Source organism: Aliiruegeria haliotis (assembly GCF_003003255.1).
Lineage (GTDB): Bacteria > Pseudomonadota > Alphaproteobacteria > Rhodobacterales > Rhodobacteraceae > Tropicimonas > Tropicimonas haliotis.
In genome coordinates this window covers 68,273-91,226 of record NZ_PVTD01000012.1, presented here as the reverse complement: position 1 = coordinate 91,226, position 22,954 = coordinate 68,273, and the positions used below count along the sequence as shown (strand labels likewise).

The following is a 22,954-nucleotide window of genomic DNA, read 5'->3' as shown; positions in this document are numbered from 1 at the left end:
TTCCGCCCTACACACCGAGGGTCACATCCGATAGTCAGACGGAACAAACAAGCAACCCGAGCGATTCACAATGGCTAAAGCCCCCCGCGCCTGGCAACGCATGCTCTCCGGCCGTCGGCTGGATCTTCTGGACCCCACCCCGATGGACATCGAGGTTGAGGATATTGCGCACGGGCTTGCTTTCGTCGCGCGTTGGAACGGCCAGACAATGGGCGATTTCGCGTATTCGGTGGCGGAACATTCCTTGCTGGTCGAGGAGCTTTTTCGTCGGCTGCAACCTGATGCGCCAGCAAAGTGGCTCCTCGCTGCGCTGCTCCACGATGCACCGGAATACGTGATTGGCGACATGATCTCGCCCGTGAAAGCAGCGGTCGGCCCCAACTACGGCGCGCTGGACGACCGCCTGTCAGCGGCCATACACATCCGCTTTGGCCTTCCTGCCCAGATCCCTGTCACGATCAAGAAGCAGATCAAACGGGCGGACCGGATATCCGCCTGGCTGGAAGCGACGCAGATTGCCGGATTCTCGGTCGCCGAATCGAACAAGTTTTTTGGAAGACCGAAACCGGAGATCATCGACGGGCTGCGGATCCACTTGCGGCCGCCAAAGGATGTCCGCGACGCCTATACGGCAAGACACGCCGAACTGCTTGCGGCGCTCGGCTGACTGTCCATGAAGCGTTTCCTTGGGTCGCGGTGACCGTGGATTGCCAAACTCCGATGCGTGCCTTGGGTCAGTTGAGGGCCACATCGGAGATCCACGCCGCGACCGGCGCGCAGTATAGTGATTTTGTGACACTTCACTCCGGTGGTACTATTTCGCCTTCCAACATTATGCGCGGGAGGACACGGAAATGTCGCTGAGGATCAACGATACGGCTCCGGATTTCACTGCCGACACGACCGAAGGCCAGATATCTTTTCACGACTGGATCGGAGACGGCTGGGCCGTGATGTTCTCCCACCCCAAGGATTTCACACCTGTCTGCACCACCGAACTCGGGGCTATGGCGGGCCTCAAGGAAGAGTTCGACAAGCGCAATTGCAAGATTATCGGCATCTCTGTCGATCCGGTTGAAGATCATCTTCGCTGGAAGGATGACATCGCGGAGGCGACCGGCCAATCGGTGAACTACCCGATGATCGGCGACCCCGACCTCAGGATTGCCAAGCTATATGACATGCTCGGAGCGGAGGCTGGGGACAGTTTCGAAGGGCGCACGGCAATGGACAACCAGACCGTCCGGACGGTGTTCCTGATCGGCCCTGACAAGAAGATCAAACTTCAACTCTCCTACCCCATGACGACCGGCCGCAGTTTCGACGAGTTGTTGCGCGTGATCGATTCCGTGCAACTGACCTGGACCCACAAGGTTTCGACACCGGCGAACTGGACACAGGGCGGAGATGTCATTGTTGTTCCAGCGGTATCCGATGAGGAGGCGCGCACTCAACATGGCGACTTCGAAGCAGTGCTGCCCTACTTGCGTGTGGTGTCGCAGCCGTCGTAGTGCGGGCGTTCCGGTCTTCAGCCCCTTCCTGCGGGCACCGCGATCAGACTATGGCAGGCGAGGCTTCGGGCCTCGAACACCTGGCATCCCACAGGCTGGCGGGCCGAAGAGACCCAATGCCCATGGAGCGCTATGTTCCACAGGTCCGACCGGCACTGCCGTCGGACGTACTCCACCCAACGAATGCCGCAGGATCGTACCGGCGTTCTTCGAAATACATCGTGGTGCCGTCCGCCCAGCGAGCCGCGCGCAATCCTGAACAGGCTGGTGCAACTGTCGCTGGTGCGCGGCCAATCAGTTTCGACAACGCCTTGATCGCTCCGGGTTCCGTGCGGCCGAAATCGATCTCAAGGCCGGTTGTGCCAACATCGATCCCCTGGTTCGTGAAAACCGGTGTCGCGCCCGGGGCAGCGTTGCCCTGCCCAGAGCCCGGACTGATGTCGGGAGCGCCTGTACTGCAAGCGGCTAAAACAAGACAACCGGCCACGAGGACCGGTTGCTCGAACAGCTGCCGTAAAAAGCGCATGCGCTATCTCGGGCTTCTCTTGGCGAGAATGCGCTGCAATGTACGGCGGTGCATGTTGAGACGTCGTGCCGTTTCGCTGACGTTTCGATCGCAAAGCTCATAGACCCGCTGGATGTGTTCCCAGCGAACACGGTCGGCAGACATGGGGTTTTCCGGCGGGGGCGGCAGTGCGTCGCCATTTGCCAGGAGAGCCGCCGTGACATCGTTGGCATCGGCCGGCTTTGACAAGTAGTCCGTCGCACCGATTTTCACTGCAGCCACGGCCGTGGCGATAGCACCGTAGCCAGTGAGCACGACGATCCGCGCATCGGGGCGTTTTTCCCGAAGCAATTCAACAACATCAAGGCCATTGCCGTCTTCGAGCCGAAGGTCCACGACCGCGTAGGCAGGTGGGCGGGCCGTCGCAACGGCCTTTCCCGCGGCCACCGACTGCGCCATCTCGGGTTCAAACCCGCGTTTCTCCATCGCCCGGGCCAGACGGCGCAGGAATGGCTCATCGTCATCAACGATCAGAAGCGACTTGTCCTCACCGATATCCTGCAGCTCGCGCTCAACCACTCGGCGTCCTCCGGAAACATTCAATTTGCCGAACGGACACTAGTGTCAGTTCGCCGCAGCGTCAAACGCTTGCGCCACGTAAGTGACCCGATTGCAACGTCACGCTATCCCTTGTCGAGAAAGCACTGCACCTGGTCCGCCAACTGGTCCGCCATCAGCTCCCGGCGGAAGAAGTCCACGAAGCCTTCCTCGGGAAGAACAAGGTAGGTGAACGTGGAATGGTCGATCAGGAAGTATTCGTCGTCTGCCTCCTGCACCTTGAAATAAGTGCGATAGGCTTTGGAAGCCGCCCGGATTTGCGCCTCGGACCCCGTCAGGCCCAGCATGTCGGGGTGGATGTTGTATGTGAAATCCTCCATCGACTGCGCGTCATCCCGCTGCCAGTCGACCGAAACGAAGACCGGCTGAACATCGTAGCCACGCTCCTTGAGCACGTCGACAGCCTCCGCGTTGCGGACCGTATCGAGCGGGCAGACATCCGGGCAGAAGGTGTAACCGAAATAGAGCAGGGACGGACGGGTGAAGATCTCTTTCTCGGTCACGGTCTCGCCCGTTTCGCTCACCAGCTCCAGCGGACCGCCGATTGCTTCGGTGCCTCCGGCAACAGCACCGTTCCTGCACTCCGCAAAGCGATCATCGCCCGCACCTCCAGAAACGAACAGATACGTCCCGGCAACAAGTGCAACAGTTGCACCCCCGGCGATGATGGCAAGTGTACCGGTCTTCATGTCTTCTCTCCGAACTCTGGAACTGTCGGTTTGCTGCCACCCCCGGCGCCGGATATCAATGGCCTGATCCGGGTCCGGCCATCACGATCTCGTCGCTACAGGGAATGCGCATGTCAGATACATCTTTTCCGGTTTTTGACGGAATGTCGAGAAGTCACTGGGTCCGTTTGCGAACAATGATCTACTTGCGCTGGGTGGCCATCGTCGGCCAGCTGGCTGCCTTGGTCGGCGCCGTTGTCATTTTCAATCTGAAACTGGAACTCGGGCTGTGCCTGATGGCGGTCGGTGTCGCGGTTGTCGCCAATCTGATGGCCATTTTCGTGTATCCACAGAACAAGCGGCTTTCGGAAAACGAAACTCTGCTGACACTTGTGTTCGACGTCGCGCAACTCAGCTTCCTGCTCTACCTGACCGGGGGGCTCAACAATCCCTTTGCACTGCTGATTCTTGCACCGGTCACGATTGCGGCCACGGCGCTCAGGCTACATGCCACACTCTTCATCGGAGGCATGGCTGTACTCCTCGTTACGCTTTTGAGCTTCTTCTTCATTCCGCTTCAGACGACCGATGGCTTTGCCTACTTTCTTCCTCGCGTGTTCCTTCTGGGCTTCTGGGCCGCAATCGTGATCGGGATCAGCTTTCTTGCGCTGTATGCAAGGCGGGTCGCCAATGAGATACACACGATGTCCGAAGCCCTCGTGGCCACGCAAATGGCGCTCGCGCGAGAGCAAAAACTCACCGATCTCGGCGGCGTTGTGGCCGCAGCCGCACATGAGTTGGGAACACCCTTGGCGACAATCAAGCTGGTGAGTTCCGAGTTGATCGAGGAGCTCGACGATGACGAGGATCTTCGGCAGGACGCCGCCTTGATCCGGGAACAGGCCGACCGATGTCGCGACATCCTTCGCGGCATGGGACGTGCGGGCAAGGATGATCTGCACCTGCACCAGGCACCGCTGGACACGGTGATCCGGGAGGCCGCGGAACCGCATCAGGACAGGGGCAAGGAAATCCACTTCACCGTCGCCCCTGCGATGGGTGGAAGCAGCCAGCAACCGGCGATCCAACGCCGCCCGGAGATCATTCATGGTCTGCGAAACCTGGTCCAGAATGCCGTGGACTTTGCTGTCGGAAATGTCTGGGTGGATGCAGAATGGACGGACCAGAGGATCTCGATCCGGATATCTGACGACGGGCGGGGCTTTCCTGCACAGGCCCTGGGGCGTATCGGTGACCCCTTCATCCGGATCAGGAAAAGCGAGGCAGAGCGGAACAAGCGGCCGGAATACGAGGGTATGGGGCTCGGTCTGTTTATCGCGAAGACATTGCTGGAACGATCGGGCGGGACATTGACCTTCGCGAATGGCTCGGATCCCTTCCTGACGGAGGCGGAGCGCCCGGAGCGGTGCGGTGCAATTGTCGAGGTGGTTTGGAACCGTGACGAGATCTCGGCCGAAGGTGGCGAAGATGGGTTGGGAGAAAATATCCGGATCCCTGTTCGCTGACGCCCCCAGTTAACGCCGACTTAACCATTCATCTGCAAGGGTCTGGCCGAAAAGACTGTCAAAAGGCCCTCCGCGAAAATGCAAACCTTCGATCTGACATTGGGGGTTGTCATGGTGGCGTCGTCGCTTGGTACGGCGCTGTTGGCGCTCCTGATCATGGGGTACTTTCAGCCCCCACGCCGGATCTCCTGGACCCCGGTGGAAGACATGGACGAAGCTGTCGTCTTCCTGCTCCGTGATCGGGAGGTCGTGGATTCCACGCGCGATGCGCAGGCCATGCTAGACTCCGGCCCCGGGTTTCTCGACGACTGGGGCAGGATCGCGGCCATTGCCGAACGGCGTTTCCCGGAATTCTGCGATGAAATCCTGGCTCTTGCAGACAGGCAGAAGATCCTGCTCGAAGAGGAAGGGACCGGCTATCAGATTGAAGCCGAATGGCGCAACGGGCTGGCAAGGATCATCTTTCGCGAAGGCCCCGAAAGAGGACATACGGGCGATGGCGACCATTTCAGCCGGGCGGCGCTGACCGAAGAGCTTGCGACGTTGCGGAGCGTCGTGGACGACGCGCCAATTCTTGTCTGGAAAGAAGATGGATGCGGGGCAGTCCGGTGGGCCAATGGCGCCTATGTAGACCTCGTGAACCGCGTCGTTGCCGACGAGGACTCTGTCGGATGGCCGCTCCCGCGGGTGTTCCCGGACAGGCCCATCGGCATGGACCCATCGGAACCCCCACGGCGGCTCTCGGTCTCCATCCAGGGAGAGGAAGAGCCGATCTGGTTCGACACCTACGACGAGTCGCAGGGTGAGGACACGCTGGTCTTTGCCCTTCCTGCCGACAAGCTGGTCCGCGCAGAAGCTTCGCTGAGGGAGTTCGTCCAGACGCTCACGAAGACATTCGCGCATCTACCGACCGGGCTGGCGGTATTTGATCGGGAACGGCGGCTTGCCCTTTTCAACCCGGCCCTCATGGATCTGTCGTCGCTGGAGCCGCAGTTTCTCAGCGCACGGCCTGGATTGTTCGAGTTTCTCGACAAACTGCGGGAAAAACAGAGGATGCCGGAGCCCAAGGATTACAAGACCTGGCGCCAACAGATCCTCGCGATGGAAACCGCCGCATCGTCGGGTACCCATCAGGAGGTCTGGTCGCTGCCGTCTGGTCAGACCTATCGGGTGACGGGCCGCCCCCATCCAAACGGGGCCATTGCCTTTCTGTTCGAAGACATCAGCGCAGAGATTTCCCTGACCCGGACGTTTCGCGCCGAGATTGAACTCAACCAGTCGGTATTCGACTGCCTTGATGATGCAATCGCCGTCTTCTCTTCGGGTGGGCAGCTGATCATGTCCAACAAAGCCTACAGCGATCTTTGGAATAGCTCGAACGGCAGTGGCACCAGCATTCTTGACGCCATCGGAGTCTGGAAGGACTTTTGCGAGCCGAGCCCGGTCTGGGGCGACCTGCGTGATTTCGTCGGCGACACCGGCGAGCGCGCCGAGTGGACCGGTGATCTTCGCCTGAAGTCCGGACGAAAACTCTACGCGCGGTTCACGCCAGCATCCGGCCATTCCACCATCGTCAATTTCTCCCTCAGAGAAGAGGCGCGTCCATTCTCCACCAAAGTCTGGGCAAATATCCCGGCGAAAGCGGGCTGACCCCCTATCCACAGGCGCGACGGCACGGGTTGCGGGCCGGCTCAGGATAGCTAGGCTGCGCGCATGATCCACCACGCCGCCTCTCCGATGCAAAAGCAAATCCACCTGCTCGATGCCGATGCGACGGCAACGTTGGGAAGGGATCTTGCACAGCTTCTGGTCGCGGGCGACACCGTCCTTCTTTCGGGCAGTATCGGCGCAGGCAAAAGTCACCTTGCCCGCGCCATCATTCAGGAACGCATGGCGCTCGACAGGCGTCCGGTAGAGGACGTTCCTTCCCCGACCTACACACTTGTCCAGACCTACTCCCTGACCGGAGTCGAAATCTGGCACGCCGACCTCTATCGACTGACAATGCCCGACGAGGCTTTTGAACTCGGGTTGGATACGGCTTTCGAGGATGCCATCTGTCTCATCGAATGGCCGGACCGGCTCGGCTCCGATTGCCCGGCGGACGCGTTGTCCATTCACCTCGATGTCGAGGCCACCGGACGCACAGCAACTCTCTCGGCGACCGACGAACGCTGGGAACCGATCGTGTCCGAGCCAGCCAGCCAACCCGGAGCGTCCGCATGACCCGGGACGATTCCATTGAGGAGTTTCTTCGGCTGAACGGCTGCTTCACCACCCAGCGGGCGCCTTTGGCAGGCGACGCCTCGGGTCGGCGATACGAGCGCCTCACCGCTACAAACGGTGGGACCTATGTTCTGATGGACGCTCCGCCGGATACCGGTGAGCGGATCGATCCTTTCGTGCGAGTTGCCGCCCATCTGTCCAGGATCGGCCTTTCTGCCCCGCAAATTCATGCTGTCGACCGACCCAACGGCCTGATCCTGATGGAGGACCTCGGGGACGCCATTCTTGCCCGCCTGATTGAGCGCAAACCCGATCTTGAAGCGCCACTCTATGGCCATGTTGTCGAGACCCTCCTTGAGCTTCAACGCCACCCATTGCCTGGTTCGCTGCCAGAATTCGGACCGTCCACCATGGCCAAGGCGACGGACCTCGCGATCAGTTGGTACGCGACCGGAATGGGCGCCATACCCCGATCATCGGACACCGAACAGCTTGCGGATTTGACGTTGACCGCACTCGCGAGCCTTGAGGACGCTCCCAAAGTACTGGCTCTGCGGGATTTCCACGCGGAGAACCTGATCTGGCTTCCAGATCGTACCGGGTCCGCCCGGATCGGACTTCTCGACTTTCAGGATGCTTTCGCGGGGCATCCGGCCTACGACCTCGTGTCCCTCCTGCGAGATGCCCGCCGGAACGTGTCGCCCGATCTGCGGCACGAACTGACACGCCACTTCGCAAAAAGCGCGGGATTTGACATCGAACCTTTCGAGCGGGCCTGCGCCACGCTGGCAGCCCAGCGCAACCTACGGATTCTGGGTGTTTTTGCGCGGCTCTCCATGCATTTTGGCAAAGGGCACTACGTCGACCTGATCCCTCGGGTCTGGGCCTATTTGCAGCAGGATCTGACACACCCTGCACTGGCATCATTGCAGCGGTTCGTGCAGGACACCCTTCCCGAGCCAACACCCGACCGACTGAGGAGTCTCAAGGACCTATGCGGAACCGTCCCGATGCCGTAATGCTCTTTGCCGCCGGGTTCGGAACCCGGATGCGGGGGCTGACCCGCTGCCGTCCCAAGCCCTTGCTGGAGGTCGCCGGTCGCTCGCTGCTGGACCATGCGCTCGACGTTGTCGACGCCGCCGGCGTGACTCGGAAGGTCGTCAACACCCATTACCTCGCCGAGCAGATCGAGGCACATCTGGCGGATCGCGAGGATATCGCCATTTCTCGAGAGGTGTCCAAGATCCTCGAAACCGGGGGCGGGCTGCGCAATGCCCTGCCGCTGCTCGGGCCGGACCCTGTCTTCACGTTGAACACGGATTACGCCTGGACGGGCCGCAACCCCTTGATTCAACTCGCGGAAACCTGGGATCCGGCACGCATGGACGGGCTCGTGTTGACGGTAGCGCCACATGCAGCCCGGGGGCATTTTGGGCGGGGCGACTTCCAGCATGACGAGGGAGGGCCGATCCGCCGCGGTCCGGCGAACATCTACACGGGAGCCCAGATCCTCAAGACCGACGACCTCTGGGATATCAAGGACGACTCGTTCTCGCTGAACCAGTTGTGGGACAGGATGCTTGCGAGAGGACGCCTGTTCGGTATCTCGCACGACGGAATGTGGTGCGACGTGGGCCGCCCGGAAGGGATCGAACTGGCCGAAACCATGCTGGCCGAGGTCGCAAATGGCTGACCCGCGACCGGCCAGGATCTTTGGGCTCCCACCGGGCGTCGACTATCCAAAGGCCGTCATATCCGGACTTGAACGGCGACTGGCGGGGCGGGATCCTGCTGACTGGGCGCACACGACGGTCTTCGTCAACAGCGGACGGATGGCGCGCAGGTTCAAGACCTTGTTCGCGGAGGGGCCTCCACGTCTGCTTCCCAGCATCCGGCTGATCCCGGACCCTGCGCCACAGGGTGCGTTTCCCGAAATCCCGGCGGCGTTGTCGCCGCTCCAGCTTAAGCTGGAACTGGCGCAGTTGCTTGTGCAGTTGATCGACCGCAACCCGGAACTCGCCCCACGTAGCGCGGTTTTCGACCTCGCCGACAGCCTGGCAGGCCTGATCGACGAAATGCACGGGGAGGGTGTTTTGCCGGATCGGCTGGCCGGGTTAGACGTGGGCGAGTTCGCGGATCACTGGAAGATAGGGCGCGCCGTGGTGGAGGCCGCCTTCGACTACCTCGCGCAGGATGCCAGCAGATTGCCGGGGTCCGAGGCCAGACGCCGGCTGGTCATCAAGGCACTTTGCAAGACCTGGGAGGTTTCGCCGCCAGCCGGTCCCGTTGTCGTCGCCGGTTCCACCGGCTCGCGTGGGGCGACCCGGCTGCTGCTGGAAGCGGTTGCCCGACTCCCGGAAGGGCATGTTGTGTTTCCGGGCTACGATTTTGACATGCCCGACCACGCGTGGAAGGCTCTGCGGGGCGCGCTTTCGGGTGAGGACCACCCGCAATACCGGTTTCTGCCAATTCTGGACGAACTTGGCCTCACACCACGGGACGTGGTCCGATGGTCCGATGAGAAACCTCCGAATGCCGACCGCAACACTCTGATTTCGCTTGCTCTTCGTCCTGCGCCGGTGACTGACCAGTGGCGGTGCGAAGGCCGCGCGCTGCATGATCCCGACCGCGCGACCCGCGACATGAGCCTGATCGAGGCACCAAACCAGCGGACCGAAGCCGGCGCCATCGCGTTGCGTTTGCGACAGGCGGTGGAGGATGGACAGACCGCCGCGCTGATCACCCCCGACCGGATGTTGACGCGACAGGTGGCGGCGGCCCTGCGGCGTTGGAATATCGAACCGGACGACAGCGCCGGCGAGCCATTGGCGCAAACCGCGGCCGGGCGGTTTCTTCGGCATGTCGCCACGCTGCGCGACGCCGCCCCTTCGCTGTCCGAACTGCTGGTGCTTCTGAAGCATCCTCTCACGGCCTCTTCGCCGGACAGGCGTGGCCCGCATCTGCGGTGGACGCGAGAGCTGGAACTTCACCTTCGGCGCCGGGCGATTGCCGTGCCCGAACCCGACGATCTGCGGGCATGGGCCGAGAAAAGCCGGGTTGAGGATGGGCGCCAGCACTGGGCGCAATGGCTGGCAACGCTCCTGTCGGCGGTCGAGCGGGGTCGCGACCTCAGCGTTGGCGAGCATGCTGCGCGGCATCTCGAACTGGCGGAAACACTCGCCGGCGGGTTGTCGTCCGGCAGCGGCGGCCTGTGGGAGGAAGCCCCCGGCCGGGAGGCCCGCAGGGCAATGGATGAGTTGCTGGCGATCGGAACACGCGGTGGCGTGCTGAACGATCGTGACTACGGCGCCCTGTTGTCCAGCCACCTGAGCGCCTTTTCCGTGCAGGACCCGACGCGTCCGCATCCCGGCGTTATGGTCTGGGGCACGCTGGAAGCGCGCGTGCAAGGCGCCGATCTTGCCATCCTCGCGAGCCTCAACGACGGGACCTGGCCGGATCTGCCGGCGCCCGACACCTGGCTCAATCGGCAGATGCGGGCGACGGTCGGCTTGCTGCTTCCCGACCGTCGGATCGGCCTCTCCGCCCATGATTTCCAGATTGCAGTTGCGGCCCCGGAGGTGCTGCTGACCCGGGCAATTCGCAACGAGGATGCGGAAACGGTCCCCTCGCGATGGGTGAACCGCCTTCAAAACCTGCTGCGCGGGCTCGGGCCGACCGGGGAGGCGGCGCACGCCGCGATGCTTGAACGTGGGGCCGTCTGGACGCGGCGCTTCGCGGATATGGAACTGCCAGAGACCACGCAGTCCCCTGCCCCGCGACCATCGCCCTCCCCGCCGCTTGTGCTGCGACCCCGGGAGTTGCCAGTCACCGGGGTCACCCGGCTCATCCGCGATCCCTACGCGGTCTATGCCGGTCGAATCCTTCGGCTTCGAAAACTCGATCCTCTGCAACCACTCCCCGACGCCCGCTTGCGCGGGACAGCGTTGCATCGGATTATGGAGGACTTCCTCGCGCGGCGGACCGAGTGGCGGGACGATCCTGAAAAGGCAATTCATATCCTGTCAGAGATTGGCTGGGGCCGGCTACGCGAAGCAACGCCCCAGTCGGCAATGCAGGCACTGTGGCACGCGCGGCTGATGGCCATTGCCCCCCGCCTGATCGAGGGCGAGATCGCCCGCCTGCGCGACGGCGACCCGGTGCTGACCGAGGACAAGGGTTGGCTGACGCTGACCGGTCTGGATTTTCAACTCACGGCACGCCCGGACCGGATCGACAGGCGCACCGACGGGACCTATGCCGTGTACGATTACAAGTCCGGTAGCCCACCGAGCCCTGACCAGGTGAAGCACTTCGAAAAGCAACTCCCCCTGGAGGCGGCGATGCTGGAGCGGGACGCGTTCACGGGCCTGCCCTCTGCCCCAACAATCAGCATGGGGTATATTTCGTTGGGCACCTCGAAGGACAGAGAGATCAAGCTGGAAGATGACGACGGGCGCCTGCCCGATGTCACATGGGAACGGCTGCACGACCTGATCCGCGGCTACGGGCGGCGCGCGAAGGGGTACACCTCCCTGCGTGCGGCCGAAACCACTCGGTTCGAGGGCGAGTTCGACCAGTTGTCGCGCTATGGCGAATGGGACCTGACGGATGACGCCGTCACGATCCGCGTCGGTCCGGAGGACAGCGAATGAGCGCACCCCAATTCGACGATGCTACCCTGCGCCAGATCCGTGCCGCCGATCCGGTGGCCTCGACCTGGCTGTCGGCGAACGCGGGCTCCGGCAAGACCCGGGTGCTGACCGACCGTGTGGCGCGCATGCTGCTGGCGGATGTCTCACCGCAGAACATCCTGTGTCTGACCTACACCAAGGCCGCCGCAAGCGAGATGCAGAACCGCTTGTTCGGCCGGCTCGGCGAGTGGTCGATGCTCGATGATGACGACCTCCGCAGCACCCTCGCGCAGCTCGGGGTCGAGGCTGCCCCCGATGCCGATACCCTTGCGAAAGCCCGTCGCCTGTTTGCCCGCGCCATCGAGACGCCGGGCGGGCTTAAAATCCAGACGATCCACTCCTTCTGTGCCGGAATCCTGCGCCGGTTCCCGCTTGAGGCCGGCGTAAGCCCCGGCTTCCGCGAGCTCGACGAGGAGGCCACCGCGAGCCTCCAGTCCCAGGTACTCGACAGTATCGCGTCCGCCCAGCCGGAGCTTTTTGCCAAGATGGCGGCGCTCGTGAGTGACCCGGATCTCACCGGGCTTGCCTCGGAGATTGCCGCGAACCGCGATAGGCTTCCAAAGCCGCCGGATCCGGACAAGGTCTATCGACAGTTCGGCCTGATCCCGGGTCGGACCGCCGACGACATCCTCGCTGACCTCGACGCCGCTTTGGAACCCGGCACGTTTGGCCAGATCGCCGACCTTCTGGCGATGGAATCGAAGACAATGGTCGTTTTGGCCGCTGACCTGCGGCAGATCCTTGCCGGCGGAATGAGCCATGCAGCATTCGACCTGCTGGCAAAGCGTTGCCTCTATGCCTCCGGCGAAAACATGCACCAGCCGAAGGCGACGGCGATCACAAAGAAGGCGCGGGAAAACCTTGGGCCGCTTGCCGATGATTTCGACGCAATGGCCGAGGCCGTCGCATGCGCACGGCAGGAGTTCCTTGCGCTGGAAGCCGCGCGTCGAACGCTGATCCTGCACGGTTTCGCTGCTGCGTTTCTGCCGGAATACGCCGCCCGGAAGGACGCAGGCGGGTGGCTCGATTTCGACGACCAGATCCAGAAGGCGGAGCAGCTTCTGGCCCGCCCCGGCGTGGCGGAATGGGTCCTCTACAAGCTCGACGGCGGTATCGACCATATCCTTGTGGACGAGGCGCAGGACACCAGCCCGCTGCAGTGGCGGGTGATCGAGCACCTCAGCCGCGAGTTCACCGCCGGCAAGGGCAGCGCCGAAGCGGGAGAACGCACGATCTTCGTGGTGGGTGACCTGAAACAGTCGATCTACTCCTTCCAGGGGGCCGACCCGGAAGGTTTCACCCGCATGCGCGACAGCTTTTCCGAACGTCTGGGGCACCTTGGCCTCGGGTTGCAGCAACTGGAGCTCCAGTATTCCTTCCGCTCCTCGGAGCGCATCCTGAGCGCCGTGGACTTCACGTTCGAGGCAAACACGAAAGGCATGGGCGACGCGGTCAGCCACATCGCCTTCAAGGCGGAAATGCCGGGGCGCGTGGATCTGTGGCCCTTGATCGAACCGGGCGAGAAACCGGAACGTGGGGAATGGTACGACCCTGTGGACCAGGTGAGCGACGAACACCACACCGTGACGCTCGCCCGCCGGATCGCGGCACAGGTTCGCGAGATGGTCGACCATGGCTTCCTGTGGGAACAAGTCGGCGGCGCATTTGCGCCGCGCGCGATCCATGAGGGCGATGTGCTGATCCTCGTCCAGAGCCGGGGCGTTCTGTTCCACGAGATCATTCGGGCGTTGAAGACGCAGGAGTTGAACGTCGCCGGGGCCGACGTGTTGAAGCTTGGCGAGGAACTGGCCGTACGTGACCTGCGGTCCGCGCTCTCTTTCCTCGCAATGCCCGAGGACGACCTGTCACTGGCGGAGATCTTGCGCTCACCGCTCTTCGGCTGGTCAGAGGCGGAACTGTTTGACCTCGCGACGGAGCGGGGCGACGGCGAGTACCTGTGGCAGGCATTGCGCCGGCGAAAAGCCGAGTATCCGGAAACCCATTCCGCGTTGCGGCAGTTGCGAAACGAGGCCGACTTCCTGCGCCCGTACGACCTTCTGGAACGGTTGCTGACCGAACAGGATGGACGGCGTCGCCTTGTCGCCCGGCTTGGGGAGGAAGCCTCGGACGGGATCGATGCGCTGCTCGCACAAGCGTTGGCATATGAACAGGCCGAAACACCGAGCCTCACCGGGTTCCTTGCCCGCATGGAAGGTACGGAAATCAAGGTAAAGCGGCGCGCGGAGGGGCGCGGATCAAAGGTGCGCGTCATGACGGTGCATGGCGCAAAGGGATTGGAGAGCCCGATTGTCTTTCTGCCGGACACCGCGCATCGAAAGGCGCCGCACGAGTTCAAGGGCGACCTGCTGCCGGGTCCAGACGGCACGCCGCTCTGGTCCGGTGCAAATGCCGATCTGCCGGACGGTGTGCGGGCGCTCAAACAGGCCGCAATCGAGAAACGGCAGGAAGAGGCGCAACGGCTGCTCTATGTTGCGATGACCCGGGCCGAGCAATGGTTGGTTGTTGCTGCGGCGGGCAAGTTCAGCCGCGCCGGTGACAGTTGGTATGAACAGGTGGAGCGAGGCCTCAGGTCACTGGACGCACGCGAACAGGCATTCCCCGGATTTGATGTGGCAGAGACCGGTCTGCGGCTGCAATCACCACAATGGACAACCGGCAGCCGGCCCGACGCCGTCGCGCCGGTTGAGACGATCGCACGATCGCTGCCGTCCTGGATCGCAACACCAGCGGAAACGCCGGATCGACCGGTGGGGCCGCTCTCGCCCTCTGATCTTGGCGGCGCCAAGGCCTTGCCCGGCGAGGCAGGTCTGTCGGAGGAGGAGGCGATGCTGCGTGGCACCCGGTTGCACGCCTTGTTGGAGCACCTTCCGACCTATCCAATTGAAAAGTGGGATGATCTTGCCCCGGGTATCCTGGATGGGGAGGTTGAACCAACGGTGATCCCGGGGTTGCTGGCAGAGGCCCGTCGGATCCTGCAATCCCCGGACCTCGCCTCGCTGTTCGCACCCGGCACACTTGCGGAAGTCGGCATAACGGCCGACCTGCAGGAGCTCGGCGGCAGGCAGATCTTCGGAACCATTGACCGTCTTGTCGTCACGTCGGATGCCGTTCTGGCCGTCGATATCAAAACCAACGCAACCGTGCCCGCGACCCCGGCGCAAACCCCGCTTGGCCTGCTGCGCCAGATGGGGGCCTATGCCGCTGCGCTGAAACGGATTTACCCCGGCAAGCGCGTCGAAACGGCAATACTGTGGACCCGGAACGCCACCCTGATGCCGCTGCCTGACGATCTTGTGCACGACGCGGTGAGCGGAGCCAGCGCGCCTTGACGCCCGCCGGGGCCGTCCTTACGTTCCGCTCCAACGCGTGATGCGAAGGAGAAAGCAATGGCAACTTTTGCAGTGACCGACGACAGCTTTGATGCTGACGTCAAGCAGTCGGACGTCCCGGTTGTGGTGGATTTCTGGGCCGAGTGGTGCGGACCCTGCAAGCAGATCGGCCCGGCTCTGGAGGAGCTTGCCGTGGAATATGGCGACAAGATCAAGATCGCCAAGGTGAATGTCGACGAGAACCCGAACTCGCCCGCCGCCATGGGCGTGCGTGGCATCCCGGCCTTGTTCCTGTTCAAGGATGGGCAGGTCGTCTCCAACAAGATCGGCGCCGCGCCGAAGGCCGCGCTGAAAGCCTGGATCGACGAGTCGATCTGATCTCTCGATATCTCGTCCGACCCCGTAGCCGCACGGATTGCGAGGTTCGGTCAAAAGAAATGAAGGGCGCCTGCAGGCGCCCTTTTTCATGGACCCTTGCCCATGCGGTTGTGTGGCGCCGGGGGCGGGGCCATATAGGGTTCGACCAAGATGGAGGCAGACATGGCCGACAGTGATTTTCCCGGCTGGCACGGGACGACGATCATCGGTGTGAAGAAAGACGGCGAGGTTGTCGTGGCCGGTGACGGTCAGGTGAGCCTCGGACAGACCGTGATCAAGGGAACCGCGCGCAAGGTGCGGCGCCTGAGTCCGGGCGGGGAGGATGTCGTCTGCGGGTTCGCCGGCTCTACCGCGGATGCCTTCACGCTGCTGGAGCGGCTTGAAACGAAGCTTGAGGCTACGCCGGGGCAGCTTGCCCGCGCTGCCGTGGAACTGGCCAAGGATTGGCGCACGGACAAATACCTGCAGAAGCTCGAAGCGATGCTGATCGTCACGGATGGCACGGAGCTGCTGGTGATCACCGGGGCAGGGGACGTGCTTGAACCCGAGCACGGGATCGCAGCCATCGGCTCTGGCGGCAATTTTGCGCTGGCGGCTGCGCGCGGCATGATCGACAGCGACATGGGCGCGGAGGAGATCGCACGCAAGGCAATGGCGATCGCATCGGACATCTGTGTCTATACCAATGGCAACCTGACGGTCGAAACCATCAAAGCATGAACCTGGATCGCGACGATATACGCGCCGCCGTCCGCTCCGGGATGATCTCGGAGGCCCAGGCAGCCTCCATTCTCGCATTGGCGGAGCAACGGCACGGCGTACGCGAGAACATGGATGGGCTGGACGAGCCCTTCGAGTTGTTCCGTGGTTTCAACGAGATCTTCATCGTTGTCGGGCTTGGGGTGCTGTTCACCGGCTGGATGGTGGTAAGCGGGCTGTCAACACTTGCAGAGCTTGGCAACAGCGGGTCGACCGGCGGGATCTATGCGCTGATCACGTTGGCGGTCTCCGCATGGTTGTCGACCTATTTCACGCTCAAGCGGCGGATGGTGGCACCATCCATTGCGCTGGTGATGATGTTCGGCGTTGGCGCGCTGCAACTGGGCATGACGCTTGGCTGGCAATTGGGCCTGGCGTTTCATGTGCGTGTCGCTTTTGCGTCCGGGCTGACGACGGCACTGTTTATCCTCCACTACTTCTGGTTCCGGGTGCCGTTCACCATGGCCCTTATCGGGCTGGGGGTCTTTGTCACGACTGGTTCGATGCTCGTGCTTGGCGGGGCAGGGTGGCCAACTGCCGCCGATTTCTTCCACCTGACGAACGAAGGGCCCTACGCGGTGCTGACTATCGCGCTGGGGGTGATCGGTACAGCCGTGGCGCTGTGGTTCGACATGGGTGATCCTCACCGGATCACGCGTCGGTCACAGGCGGGTTTCTGGCTGCATGTCATTTCCGCACCTGCCATCGTCAACACCGTGGCGCTGACCTTGCTGGAGGTGGACACCCCCGCAGCACAGGCAGCGTTGATTGCGTTCCTCTGCCTGATGGCGCTTTTTGCCATCGTGATCGACAGGCGGTCGTTCCTGGTGGCCGGTGTCGGGTATGTGGTCGCTCTCGCCGTCATCATCCTGGAGCGCCAGGCCGGTCTTGCCGTACTGGGGCTCGGGCTGGGACTGGTGCTGCTCGGTGCGCAGTGGGAACGGCTTCGCGGTGGCATCATGTCCGGCTTGCCGAGCTTCCCCGGAAAGGATCGACTGCCGCCTTGGGGGCAGCTCCGGTGATCACCGTACAGATCGGCCGCTAGGGCAGGGGATCCGTCTGGAACAACGTGACCTTCAGCCCACCATGGGCCACCGGCGGATCCACCGGCCGGAAAGGCAATCCGGTCGACTTCGCCAGCCCCTTGTCAGAGGTGACGATCCCCACGCGCCAGCCTGAAAACCGGTCTTTGAGCGCACGACCAAGACTGTCGTGAAGGGCGAAGAGCGGTTTGCGGTTGCCGATACGGGCACCGTAAGGCGGGTTGACGATCACGAGGCCGGGCGGACCGTCGGGCCGCTTGATCTCGCTTGCCGGACAGGTCTGAAACCGCGTCCAGTCGGCCACACCGGCGCGATCCGCGTTCGCCTCGCTCATGCGGATGGCACCGGCATCGCGGTCGGAGCCGTGAAACCGGACATCCGTTGGCGTGCCGACCGTCCGGCGCAGCGCCGCGAGAGAAGACGCATCATGGGTCGAGAGGTGCTCGAAAGCGAAGTCCCGTGCGCGACCGGGTTGCAGGCCCGCGGCGATCTCCGCAGCCTCGATCACGAATGTGCCGGAACCACACATCGGATCAAGCACCGGCTCGGTGCCGTCATAGCCACATTTTCGCAGGAACGCGGCGGCCATTGTTTCCCGCATGGGCGCTTTTCCCACGGCCGCCTTGTGGCCGCGTTTGTGCAGCGAAGCGCCGGAGGTATCGACGGAGAATGTGCATAGGTCATCCTCGATCCGAACCTTGAGCTGGACGGGTGCATCCTCCGCGATTGAGACGCCCAGAGACTCCGACAGGGCGCGTTCGATCCGTTGGGCAGCGGCGCCCTTGTGGTAGATCTTCGATTTCCTGCACGTGACCTCCACCCGGACCGGAACATCGGCGCGCAAGGTTTCGGCCCAGGGAAACTTCCGCGCCCGCTTGTCGAGCTGGGCCAGGTGGAACGCCCGGAACGACCCGATGCGCGCCAGCACGCGCGTGGCGCCCCGAAGCTCCAGGTTGGCGCGCCAGACGTCCGGCCAATTGCCCCGGATTTGGACGCCACCGGCGAGGATTTCCGTGGGAGAGAAGCCAAGCACGGCCGCTTCCTCCGCCATCACGGTCTCAAGCCCGGGCGCGCACACGAGGAAGATTTCGAAGTCAGGGGTGGTCATTGACCGTGCTTATCGCGAAAGACCGGACGGGGCGACCGGTTTCTTGAGACCGAAATTTGCCCGGTGCGGTTGCGTCCCGCGTCAACATGATTACCTAGGCCGGAACATTGCCACGAAGGGCAGACAAACATGACCGACCTGACGCCCCGGGAAATCGTCTCGGAACTCGACCGTTTCATCATCGGCCAAAGGGACGCCAAGCGCGCCGTGGCCGTGGCGCTTCGCAATCGCTGGCGCCGCAAGCAACTGGATGCCGACCTGCGCGACGAGGTCTATCCGAAGAACATCCTGATGATCGGCCCGACCGGTGTCGGCAAGACCGAAATCAGCCGTCGCCTTGCGAAGCTTGCCCGCGCGCCCTTCATCAAGGTCGAAGCGACGAAATTCACGGAAGTCGGCTACGTCGGCCGCGACGTGGAGCAGATCGTGCGCGATCTGGTAGACGCCGCGATCCAGCAGACCCGCGACTACATGCGTGACGAGGTCAAGGCCAAGGCCTACCGCAACGCCGAAGATCGCGTGGTCGAAGCCATTGCCGGCTCCGACGCGCGGGAGCAGACCCGGGAGATGTTCCGCCAGAAGCTCAAGCGTGGCGAACTGGACGATACGGTGATCGAACTGGAGGTTGCAGACTCGGCACCTTCGATGCCGATGTTCGAGATCCCCGGTCAGCCGGGCGCCAACATGGGCGCGATGGATTTGGGAAGCATCTTCGGCAAGGCATTCGGTGGCCGCACGGTAAAGCGGAAGCTGACCGTCGCCGACAGCTACGACGTGCTGATCGGCGAGGAGGCCGACAAGCTGCTCGATGACGAAGCAGTGACCAAGGCCGCGCTGGAAGCCGTTCAGGAAAACGGAATCGTCTTCCTCGACGAGATCGACAAGGTCTGTGCGCGCCAGGAAGCACGGGGCGGTGACGTCAGCCGGGAGGGTGTGCAGCGCGACCTGCTGCCGCTGATAGAGGGCACGACCGTCTCTACCAAGCATGGCCCGGTGAAGACCGACCACATCCTGTTTATCGCATCGGGCGCATTCCACATTGCCAAACCATCCGATCTCTTGCCGGAGTTGCAGGGCCGTCTGCCGATCCGGGTGGAGCTGCGTGCCCTGACCGAAGGCGATTTTGTCCGCATCCTGACGGAAACCGACAACGCACTGACCCGCCAGTACACGGCATTGATGGGAACCGAACAGGTGACTGTCGATTTCACGGAAGATGGGATTGCCGCGCTTGCCCGCATGGCCGCCGAGGTGAACCAATCGGTCGAGAACATCGGTGCGCGGCGGCTGTACACGGTGATGGAGCGCGTATTCGAGGAGTTGAGCTTCGCCGCGCCGGACCGCGCCGGGCAATCGGTGATCGTCGATGCGGCATTCGTGGAGGAAAACCTCGGCGAACTGGCCAAGTCGGCCGACCTGAGCCGCTACGTCCTCTGATATCATCCGGTCCTGGGCCGGTGCCAGCAATCAGGGTCCTTTCCGCCCCGGCGGGACACCACAATGTGCCTAGGCGCGTGTGCGAAACCCGGTCGTGGTGAGAGCGAGACCGGACGCCGCATGGTCGGTCATGGTACATGGTCCCCGATCGGAGTAGAGGGACAGCATGATACCGCGCGTGTTGATCCACTGCGGGCTGGTCGCCCTCCTGTGTGCGTGCACGCCACATGCCGACATCCGCCCTAGGGAGGTGCCGGAGGATACTGGTTCGACGGTCAACGTCCTGGTGGGTACAACCCGGGCGAAAACACCGGACGGGCTCTACCACCCCAGCAAGCGCGACAGGATCAGTTTCGCGGAAGTCGCTGTCTCTGTTCCACCGCGACATGAGGTTGGCCGTGTCGAGATCGGTGACGATCCGTCCCGGCATTTCATGACCCGCAGGCTCCAGCCGCTGAGCGACCAGGGATACCGGGCCGCCATCACCCGGAAATTGCGACAGAACCCGGACTGGAACGGCGAAGTCTTCATCTTCATCCACGGCTACAACAATACGCTGGCCGACGGGGTGTTCCGGACCGCGCAGATGAAACAGGATCTGCCTATTGATGCCTTGCCGGTCCACTACGCCTGGCCCTCCAGCGGCACCGCAATTGGATACCCCCATGACCGCGACAGCGTGCTCTATGCGCGCCGAGGACTTCAGGACCTCATCGAGGAAACCGCTGCCGCCGGTGCGCAGAGCATCATCCTGTTGGCCCACTCCCTCGGCTCGCAGGTGACCCTGGAGACATTGCGACAGATGTCGCTTTCTGGTCGCGGCGCCGCATGGGACCGGATCAATGGCGTGGCGCTGATGGCACCGGACATGGACGTCGATGTCTTCAATGCGGTCATCGACGATATCGGTGAGTTGCCACAGCCGTTTCTGGTCTTCACCTCCAGCCGGGACAGGGCGTTGCGCGTGTCCGCGCAGGTGACCGGCCACGATCGGCGCGTAGGCAACCTTGAGACCGTGGAACCGATCGCACAACATGACATCGTCGTGCTGGACGTGAGTGAATTTCGCGACACCCGCAACGTCCACATGACTGTGGTCAGTTCCCCAACTCTGATAAAACTGTCAGAGAACCGGCAGAAAATGGCGGATGCCTTTCAGAGTGGTGCATCTGCACAGGCCGGGTTGATCCCCGGCACGATCATCGCAGTTCAAAACGCTACGGCCGTCCTGCTCGACCCGGCGCAGATCCAACATACGGGCCAGTAGATGCGCAACACTATCGAGTTTCTGAGAGTAAACGCCGCGTGGCTGGCGGCCGGTTTCCTGCTGACGCTCAGTTCCAGCTATGGTCAGACCTTCTTCATCTCGATCTTTGCCGGCGAAATCCGGTCGGAGTTCGGGCTGAGCCACGGCGACTGGGGCGCGATGTACTCCATGGGCACGTTGGCCTCCGCGATGGTGATGGTCTGGGCCGGCACACTGACCGACAGGTATCGCGTGCGGGAACTGGCGCAGGTGATACTGCCGTTCTTTGCAGTGGCATGTCTGGCGATGGCCGCCGTGCCGGGCGCCTGGGCGTTGCCGCTGGTGATCTTCGCGCTCCGCTTCGCCGGGCAGGGGATGACCACCCACATTGCCATCGTCGCCATGGGCCGCTGGTTCGTCGCAACACGGGGCAAGGCCCTTTCGGTTGCATCCCTCGGCGTCACGCTCGGTGAGAGCATCTTGCCGCTGGCGTTTGTCGCATTGCTCGGGGTCTTCGCCTGGAGAGGTCTGTGGGTTCTGGCCGCCGTGATGATCCTGCTCGCGCTCCCGGTGCTACTGGCGCTGCTCCGGAAGGAACGGACACCGGGCGACAACCCGGATGTCATGTCGGGAACAGGCATGGCCGGACGCCAGTGGACGCGTCCCGAAGTGGTCCGGCACTGGCTGTTCTGGTGCATGGTGCCGTTGCTGTTGGGCCCATCGAGTTTCGTCACGGCGCTGTTCTTTCAGCAGGTGCATCTCGCGGAGATCAAGGGGATCGCACATCTCTCGATTGTGGCGCTGTTCCCGGTGTTTACCGCCGCGTCCGTCATCATGATGGTGACCAGCGGGCTGGCGCTTGACCGTTTCGGCACCGCGCGCCTCCTGCCCCTCGTGCCATTGCCGATTGCGGTTGGTTTCCTGGTTCTGGGCACCACTTCGGGCGTCGCCGCGACAGCCGTCGGAATGGCGCTCATCGGCTTGAGTGCCGGCGCCAACTCGACCTTGCCGAACGCATTCTGGGCAGAGTTCTACGGCACCCGTCACCTCGGTTCGATCAAGGCGATGGCCTCGGCGATCATGGTCCTCGGCTCTGCGGTCGGGCCTGTCCTGACCGGGTTCGGGATCGACGCCGGGCTGGGGTTCGAGACGCAGATGGTCCTGTTCGGGGTATACTTCGTGCTGGTCGCGATCCTCGTCTTCGTGGCGCTTGAGCGCGCGCGAAAGCTGGTATCGACCTGACCTGTCAGCGACCCCGCCTGCCGGGATGTCGGCGAAGATAGACGTAGTAGGCACCCGAGCCGCCGTGGCTGATATGAGCGTCGGTCACCTGCAGCACCACGCTGCCAAGCGGTGGTAGGGAAAGCCAGGACGGAACCTGGTTGCGCAGCACACCGCGCGGCGTCGGGATCGGCCCGGGGTCATCGCGGACCTTGCCCTTTCCGGTAACGACCAGAACGAGACGACACCCGTCCGCCTGCGCCCCAAGGATGAAACGCGTCAGCGCCGGGTGCGCCTGGGCCAGCGACATGCCATGCAGGTCGATCTTGCGGTCCGGGCGGATCTTTCCCTTCTTCATCTTGCCGAAGGTCTTGCGATCCATCTGGACATGCTGCGCAGTCAACTGCGCCTCAAGGGTGGGGGTCAGGTTGTGACCCTTGGAATGGTCATAGCGGGCGGCCTCTCCAACCCGGAAGGCGGGAATGGTGCGGGCAGGTTGCTTCGGTGGTGGATCGATCGGCGCCGGGTCTGCATCCGGCAGAGTGTGTCCCGGTTTGGCCAGGATGGTCGTCGGTTTCAACGGGCGTGCGGTTCGGGCGACCTGTTGCCAAAGCGAAAGATCGTCCTCGGAGAGGGTACGGGGATGACGCTTGCGGGTCATCAGCGC

At 62.9% G+C, this 22,954-nt stretch carries 19 protein-coding genes; 15 read left to right on the top strand and 4 right to left on the bottom strand.

Translation table 11 applies throughout. From position 1 onward, the window contains the following. Positions 1-70: 70 nt before the first annotated feature. Both CLV78_RS20560 and CLV78_RS20555 read left to right on the top strand, forming a co-directional pair. On the top strand, positions 71-667 hold the full coding sequence (locus CLV78_RS20560; protein ID WP_106207560.1) for an HD domain-containing protein: 597 nt from the start codon (positions 71-73) through the stop codon (positions 665-667). A 187-nt stretch (positions 668-854) separates the two neighbouring features. Then, positions 855-1,511, top strand: coding sequence for a peroxiredoxin (locus tag CLV78_RS20555; protein ID WP_106207558.1), 657 nt, complete (start codon positions 855-857; stop codon positions 1,509-1,511). Positions 1,512-2,040: 529 nt separating this feature from the next. On the opposite strand, the gene CLV78_RS20545 is transcribed toward CLV78_RS20555, so the two are convergent. Together CLV78_RS20545 and CLV78_RS20540 are read right to left on the bottom strand one after the other, a co-directional pair. Then, the gene (locus CLV78_RS20545; RefSeq protein ID WP_106207554.1) at positions 2,041-2,595 is read right to left on the bottom strand and encodes an ActR/PrrA/RegA family redox response regulator transcription factor; all 555 of its coding nucleotides are present in this window, start codon (positions 2,593-2,595) and stop codon (positions 2,041-2,043) included. A gap of 104 nt (positions 2,596-2,699) precedes the next feature. Beyond that, complete coding sequence (locus tag CLV78_RS20540; protein ID WP_106207552.1) at positions 2,700-3,323, bottom strand: SCO family protein; 624 nt, start codon at positions 3,321-3,323, stop codon at positions 2,700-2,702. 110 nt (positions 3,324-3,433) lie between these two features. On the opposite strand from CLV78_RS20540, the gene regB reads away from it, so the two are divergent. From regB to CLV78_RS20490, 10 genes are all read left to right on the top strand, one after another. Continuing rightward, on the top strand, positions 3,434-4,828 hold the full coding sequence (gene regB / locus CLV78_RS20535; RefSeq protein WP_106207550.1) for a sensor histidine kinase RegB: 1,395 nt from the start codon (positions 3,434-3,436) through the stop codon (positions 4,826-4,828). A gap of 78 nt (positions 4,829-4,906) precedes the next feature. Continuing rightward, positions 4,907-6,478, top strand: coding sequence for a PAS-domain containing protein (locus CLV78_RS20530; protein ID WP_106207548.1), 1,572 nt, complete (start codon positions 4,907-4,909; stop codon positions 6,476-6,478). A 63-nt stretch (positions 6,479-6,541) separates the two neighbouring features. After that, entirely contained in the window at positions 6,542-7,054 is a 513-nt protein-coding gene (gene tsaE, locus CLV78_RS20525) for a tRNA (adenosine(37)-N6)-threonylcarbamoyltransferase complex ATPase subunit type 1 TsaE (protein WP_106207546.1), read from the top strand. Next, a complete protein-coding gene (locus CLV78_RS20520; protein ID WP_106207544.1) occupies positions 7,051-8,073 on the top strand; it encodes an aminoglycoside phosphotransferase family protein in 1,023 nt (340 codons plus the stop codon). Before tsaE ends, CLV78_RS20520 begins: the two co-directional genes overlap by 4 nt. Then, complete coding sequence (locus tag CLV78_RS20515; RefSeq protein WP_106207542.1) at positions 8,049-8,747, top strand: nucleotidyltransferase family protein; 699 nt, start codon at positions 8,049-8,051, stop codon at positions 8,745-8,747. Before CLV78_RS20520 ends, CLV78_RS20515 begins: the two co-directional genes overlap by 25 nt. After that, positions 8,740-11,706 (top strand): double-strand break repair protein AddB, encoded by a 2,967-nt coding sequence (gene addB, locus CLV78_RS20510; RefSeq protein WP_106207540.1) that lies wholly within the window; start codon positions 8,740-8,742, stop codon positions 11,704-11,706. Before CLV78_RS20515 ends, addB begins: the two co-directional genes overlap by 8 nt. After that, positions 11,703-15,095 (top strand): double-strand break repair helicase AddA, encoded by a 3,393-nt coding sequence (gene addA, locus CLV78_RS20505; RefSeq protein ID WP_106207538.1) that lies wholly within the window; start codon positions 11,703-11,705, stop codon positions 15,093-15,095. The genes addB and addA overlap by 4 nt, the downstream gene beginning before the upstream one ends. Before the next feature lie 57 nt (positions 15,096-15,152). Further along, positions 15,153-15,473: a thioredoxin gene (gene trxA / locus CLV78_RS20500; protein ID WP_106207536.1), complete on the top strand. Its 321-nt coding sequence runs from the start codon at positions 15,153-15,155 to the stop codon at positions 15,471-15,473. Between the two features lie 162 nt (positions 15,474-15,635). After that, the gene (gene hslV / locus CLV78_RS20495) at positions 15,636-16,193 is read left to right on the top strand and encodes an ATP-dependent protease subunit HslV (RefSeq protein ID WP_106207534.1); all 558 of its coding nucleotides are present in this window, start codon (positions 15,636-15,638) and stop codon (positions 16,191-16,193) included. After that, a complete protein-coding gene (locus CLV78_RS20490; protein WP_106207532.1) occupies positions 16,190-17,254 on the top strand; it encodes a hypothetical protein in 1,065 nt (354 codons plus the stop codon). Before hslV ends, CLV78_RS20490 begins: the two co-directional genes overlap by 4 nt. A gap of 19 nt (positions 17,255-17,273) precedes the next feature. On the opposite strand, the gene CLV78_RS20485 is transcribed toward CLV78_RS20490, so the two are convergent. Beyond that, positions 17,274-18,383: a THUMP domain-containing class I SAM-dependent RNA methyltransferase gene (locus tag CLV78_RS20485; protein WP_106207531.1), complete on the bottom strand. Its 1,110-nt coding sequence runs from the start codon at positions 18,381-18,383 to the stop codon at positions 17,274-17,276. Between the two features lie 129 nt (positions 18,384-18,512). Here CLV78_RS20485 and hslU point away from each other — a divergent pair, with 129 nt between their 5' ends. From hslU to CLV78_RS20470, 3 genes are all read left to right on the top strand, one after another. Beyond that, on the top strand, positions 18,513-19,820 hold the full coding sequence (hslU, locus tag CLV78_RS20480) for an ATP-dependent protease ATPase subunit HslU (protein ID WP_106207529.1): 1,308 nt from the start codon (positions 18,513-18,515) through the stop codon (positions 19,818-19,820). Positions 19,821-19,986: 166 nt separating this feature from the next. Continuing rightward, positions 19,987-21,087 (top strand): alpha/beta hydrolase, encoded by a 1,101-nt coding sequence (locus CLV78_RS20475; RefSeq protein WP_106207528.1) that lies wholly within the window; start codon positions 19,987-19,989, stop codon positions 21,085-21,087. Beyond that, entirely contained in the window at positions 21,088-22,308 is a 1,221-nt protein-coding gene (locus CLV78_RS20470; protein ID WP_106207527.1) for an MFS transporter, read from the top strand. It begins immediately after the preceding gene. A 4-nt stretch (positions 22,309-22,312) separates the two neighbouring features. Here the strand turns inward: CLV78_RS20470 and CLV78_RS20465 are convergent, their stop codons facing one another. Then, positions 22,313-22,948, bottom strand: a complete 636-nt coding sequence (locus CLV78_RS20465) for a Smr/MutS family protein (RefSeq protein WP_106207526.1) — start codon at positions 22,946-22,948, stop codon at positions 22,313-22,315. Positions 22,949-22,954: the final 6 nt, after the last annotated feature.

What these genes read in the sequence shown, in the direction of transcription:
- CLV78_RS20475 (WP_106207528.1), top strand. Translation starts at nt 19,987, where the DNA reads ATGATACCGCGCGTGTTGATCCACTGCGGGCTGGTCGCCCTCCTGTGT.
- hslV (WP_106207534.1), top strand. Translation starts at nt 15,636, where the DNA reads ATGGCCGACAGTGATTTTCCCGGCTGGCACGGGACGACGATCATCGGT.
- CLV78_RS20520 (WP_106207544.1), top strand. Translation starts at nt 7,051, where the DNA reads ATGACCCGGGACGATTCCATTGAGGAGTTTCTTCGGCTGAACGGCTGC.
- CLV78_RS20530 (WP_106207548.1), top strand. Translation starts at nt 4,907, where the DNA reads ATGCAAACCTTCGATCTGACATTGGGGGTTGTCATGGTGGCGTCGTCG.
- tsaE (WP_106207546.1), top strand. Translation starts at nt 6,542, where the DNA reads ATGATCCACCACGCCGCCTCTCCGATGCAAAAGCAAATCCACCTGCTC.
- CLV78_RS20555 (WP_106207558.1), top strand. Translation starts at nt 855, where the DNA reads ATGTCGCTGAGGATCAACGATACGGCTCCGGATTTCACTGCCGACACG.
- addB (WP_106207540.1), top strand. Translation starts at nt 8,740, where the DNA reads ATGGCTGACCCGCGACCGGCCAGGATCTTTGGGCTCCCACCGGGCGTC.
- CLV78_RS20470 (WP_106207527.1), top strand. Translation starts at nt 21,088, where the DNA reads ATGCGCAACACTATCGAGTTTCTGAGAGTAAACGCCGCGTGGCTGGCG.
- hslU (WP_106207529.1), top strand. Translation starts at nt 18,513, where the DNA reads ATGACCGACCTGACGCCCCGGGAAATCGTCTCGGAACTCGACCGTTTC.
- CLV78_RS20485 (WP_106207531.1), bottom strand. Translation starts at nt 18,383, where the DNA reads ATGACCACCCCTGACTTCGAAATCTTCCTCGTGTGCGCGCCCGGGCTT.
- CLV78_RS20515 (WP_106207542.1), top strand. Translation starts at nt 8,049, where the DNA reads ATGCGGAACCGTCCCGATGCCGTAATGCTCTTTGCCGCCGGGTTCGGA.
- regB (WP_106207550.1), top strand. Translation starts at nt 3,434, where the DNA reads ATGTCAGATACATCTTTTCCGGTTTTTGACGGAATGTCGAGAAGTCAC.
- trxA (WP_106207536.1), top strand. Translation starts at nt 15,153, where the DNA reads ATGGCAACTTTTGCAGTGACCGACGACAGCTTTGATGCTGACGTCAAG.
- addA (WP_106207538.1), top strand. Translation starts at nt 11,703, where the DNA reads ATGAGCGCACCCCAATTCGACGATGCTACCCTGCGCCAGATCCGTGCC.
- CLV78_RS20560 (WP_106207560.1), top strand. Translation starts at nt 71, where the DNA reads ATGGCTAAAGCCCCCCGCGCCTGGCAACGCATGCTCTCCGGCCGTCGG.
- CLV78_RS20540 (WP_106207552.1), bottom strand. Translation starts at nt 3,323, where the DNA reads ATGAAGACCGGTACACTTGCCATCATCGCCGGGGGTGCAACTGTTGCA.
- CLV78_RS20490 (WP_106207532.1), top strand. Translation starts at nt 16,190, where the DNA reads ATGAACCTGGATCGCGACGATATACGCGCCGCCGTCCGCTCCGGGATG.
- CLV78_RS20465 (WP_106207526.1), bottom strand. Translation starts at nt 22,948, where the DNA reads ATGACCCGCAAGCGTCATCCCCGTACCCTCTCCGAGGACGATCTTTCG.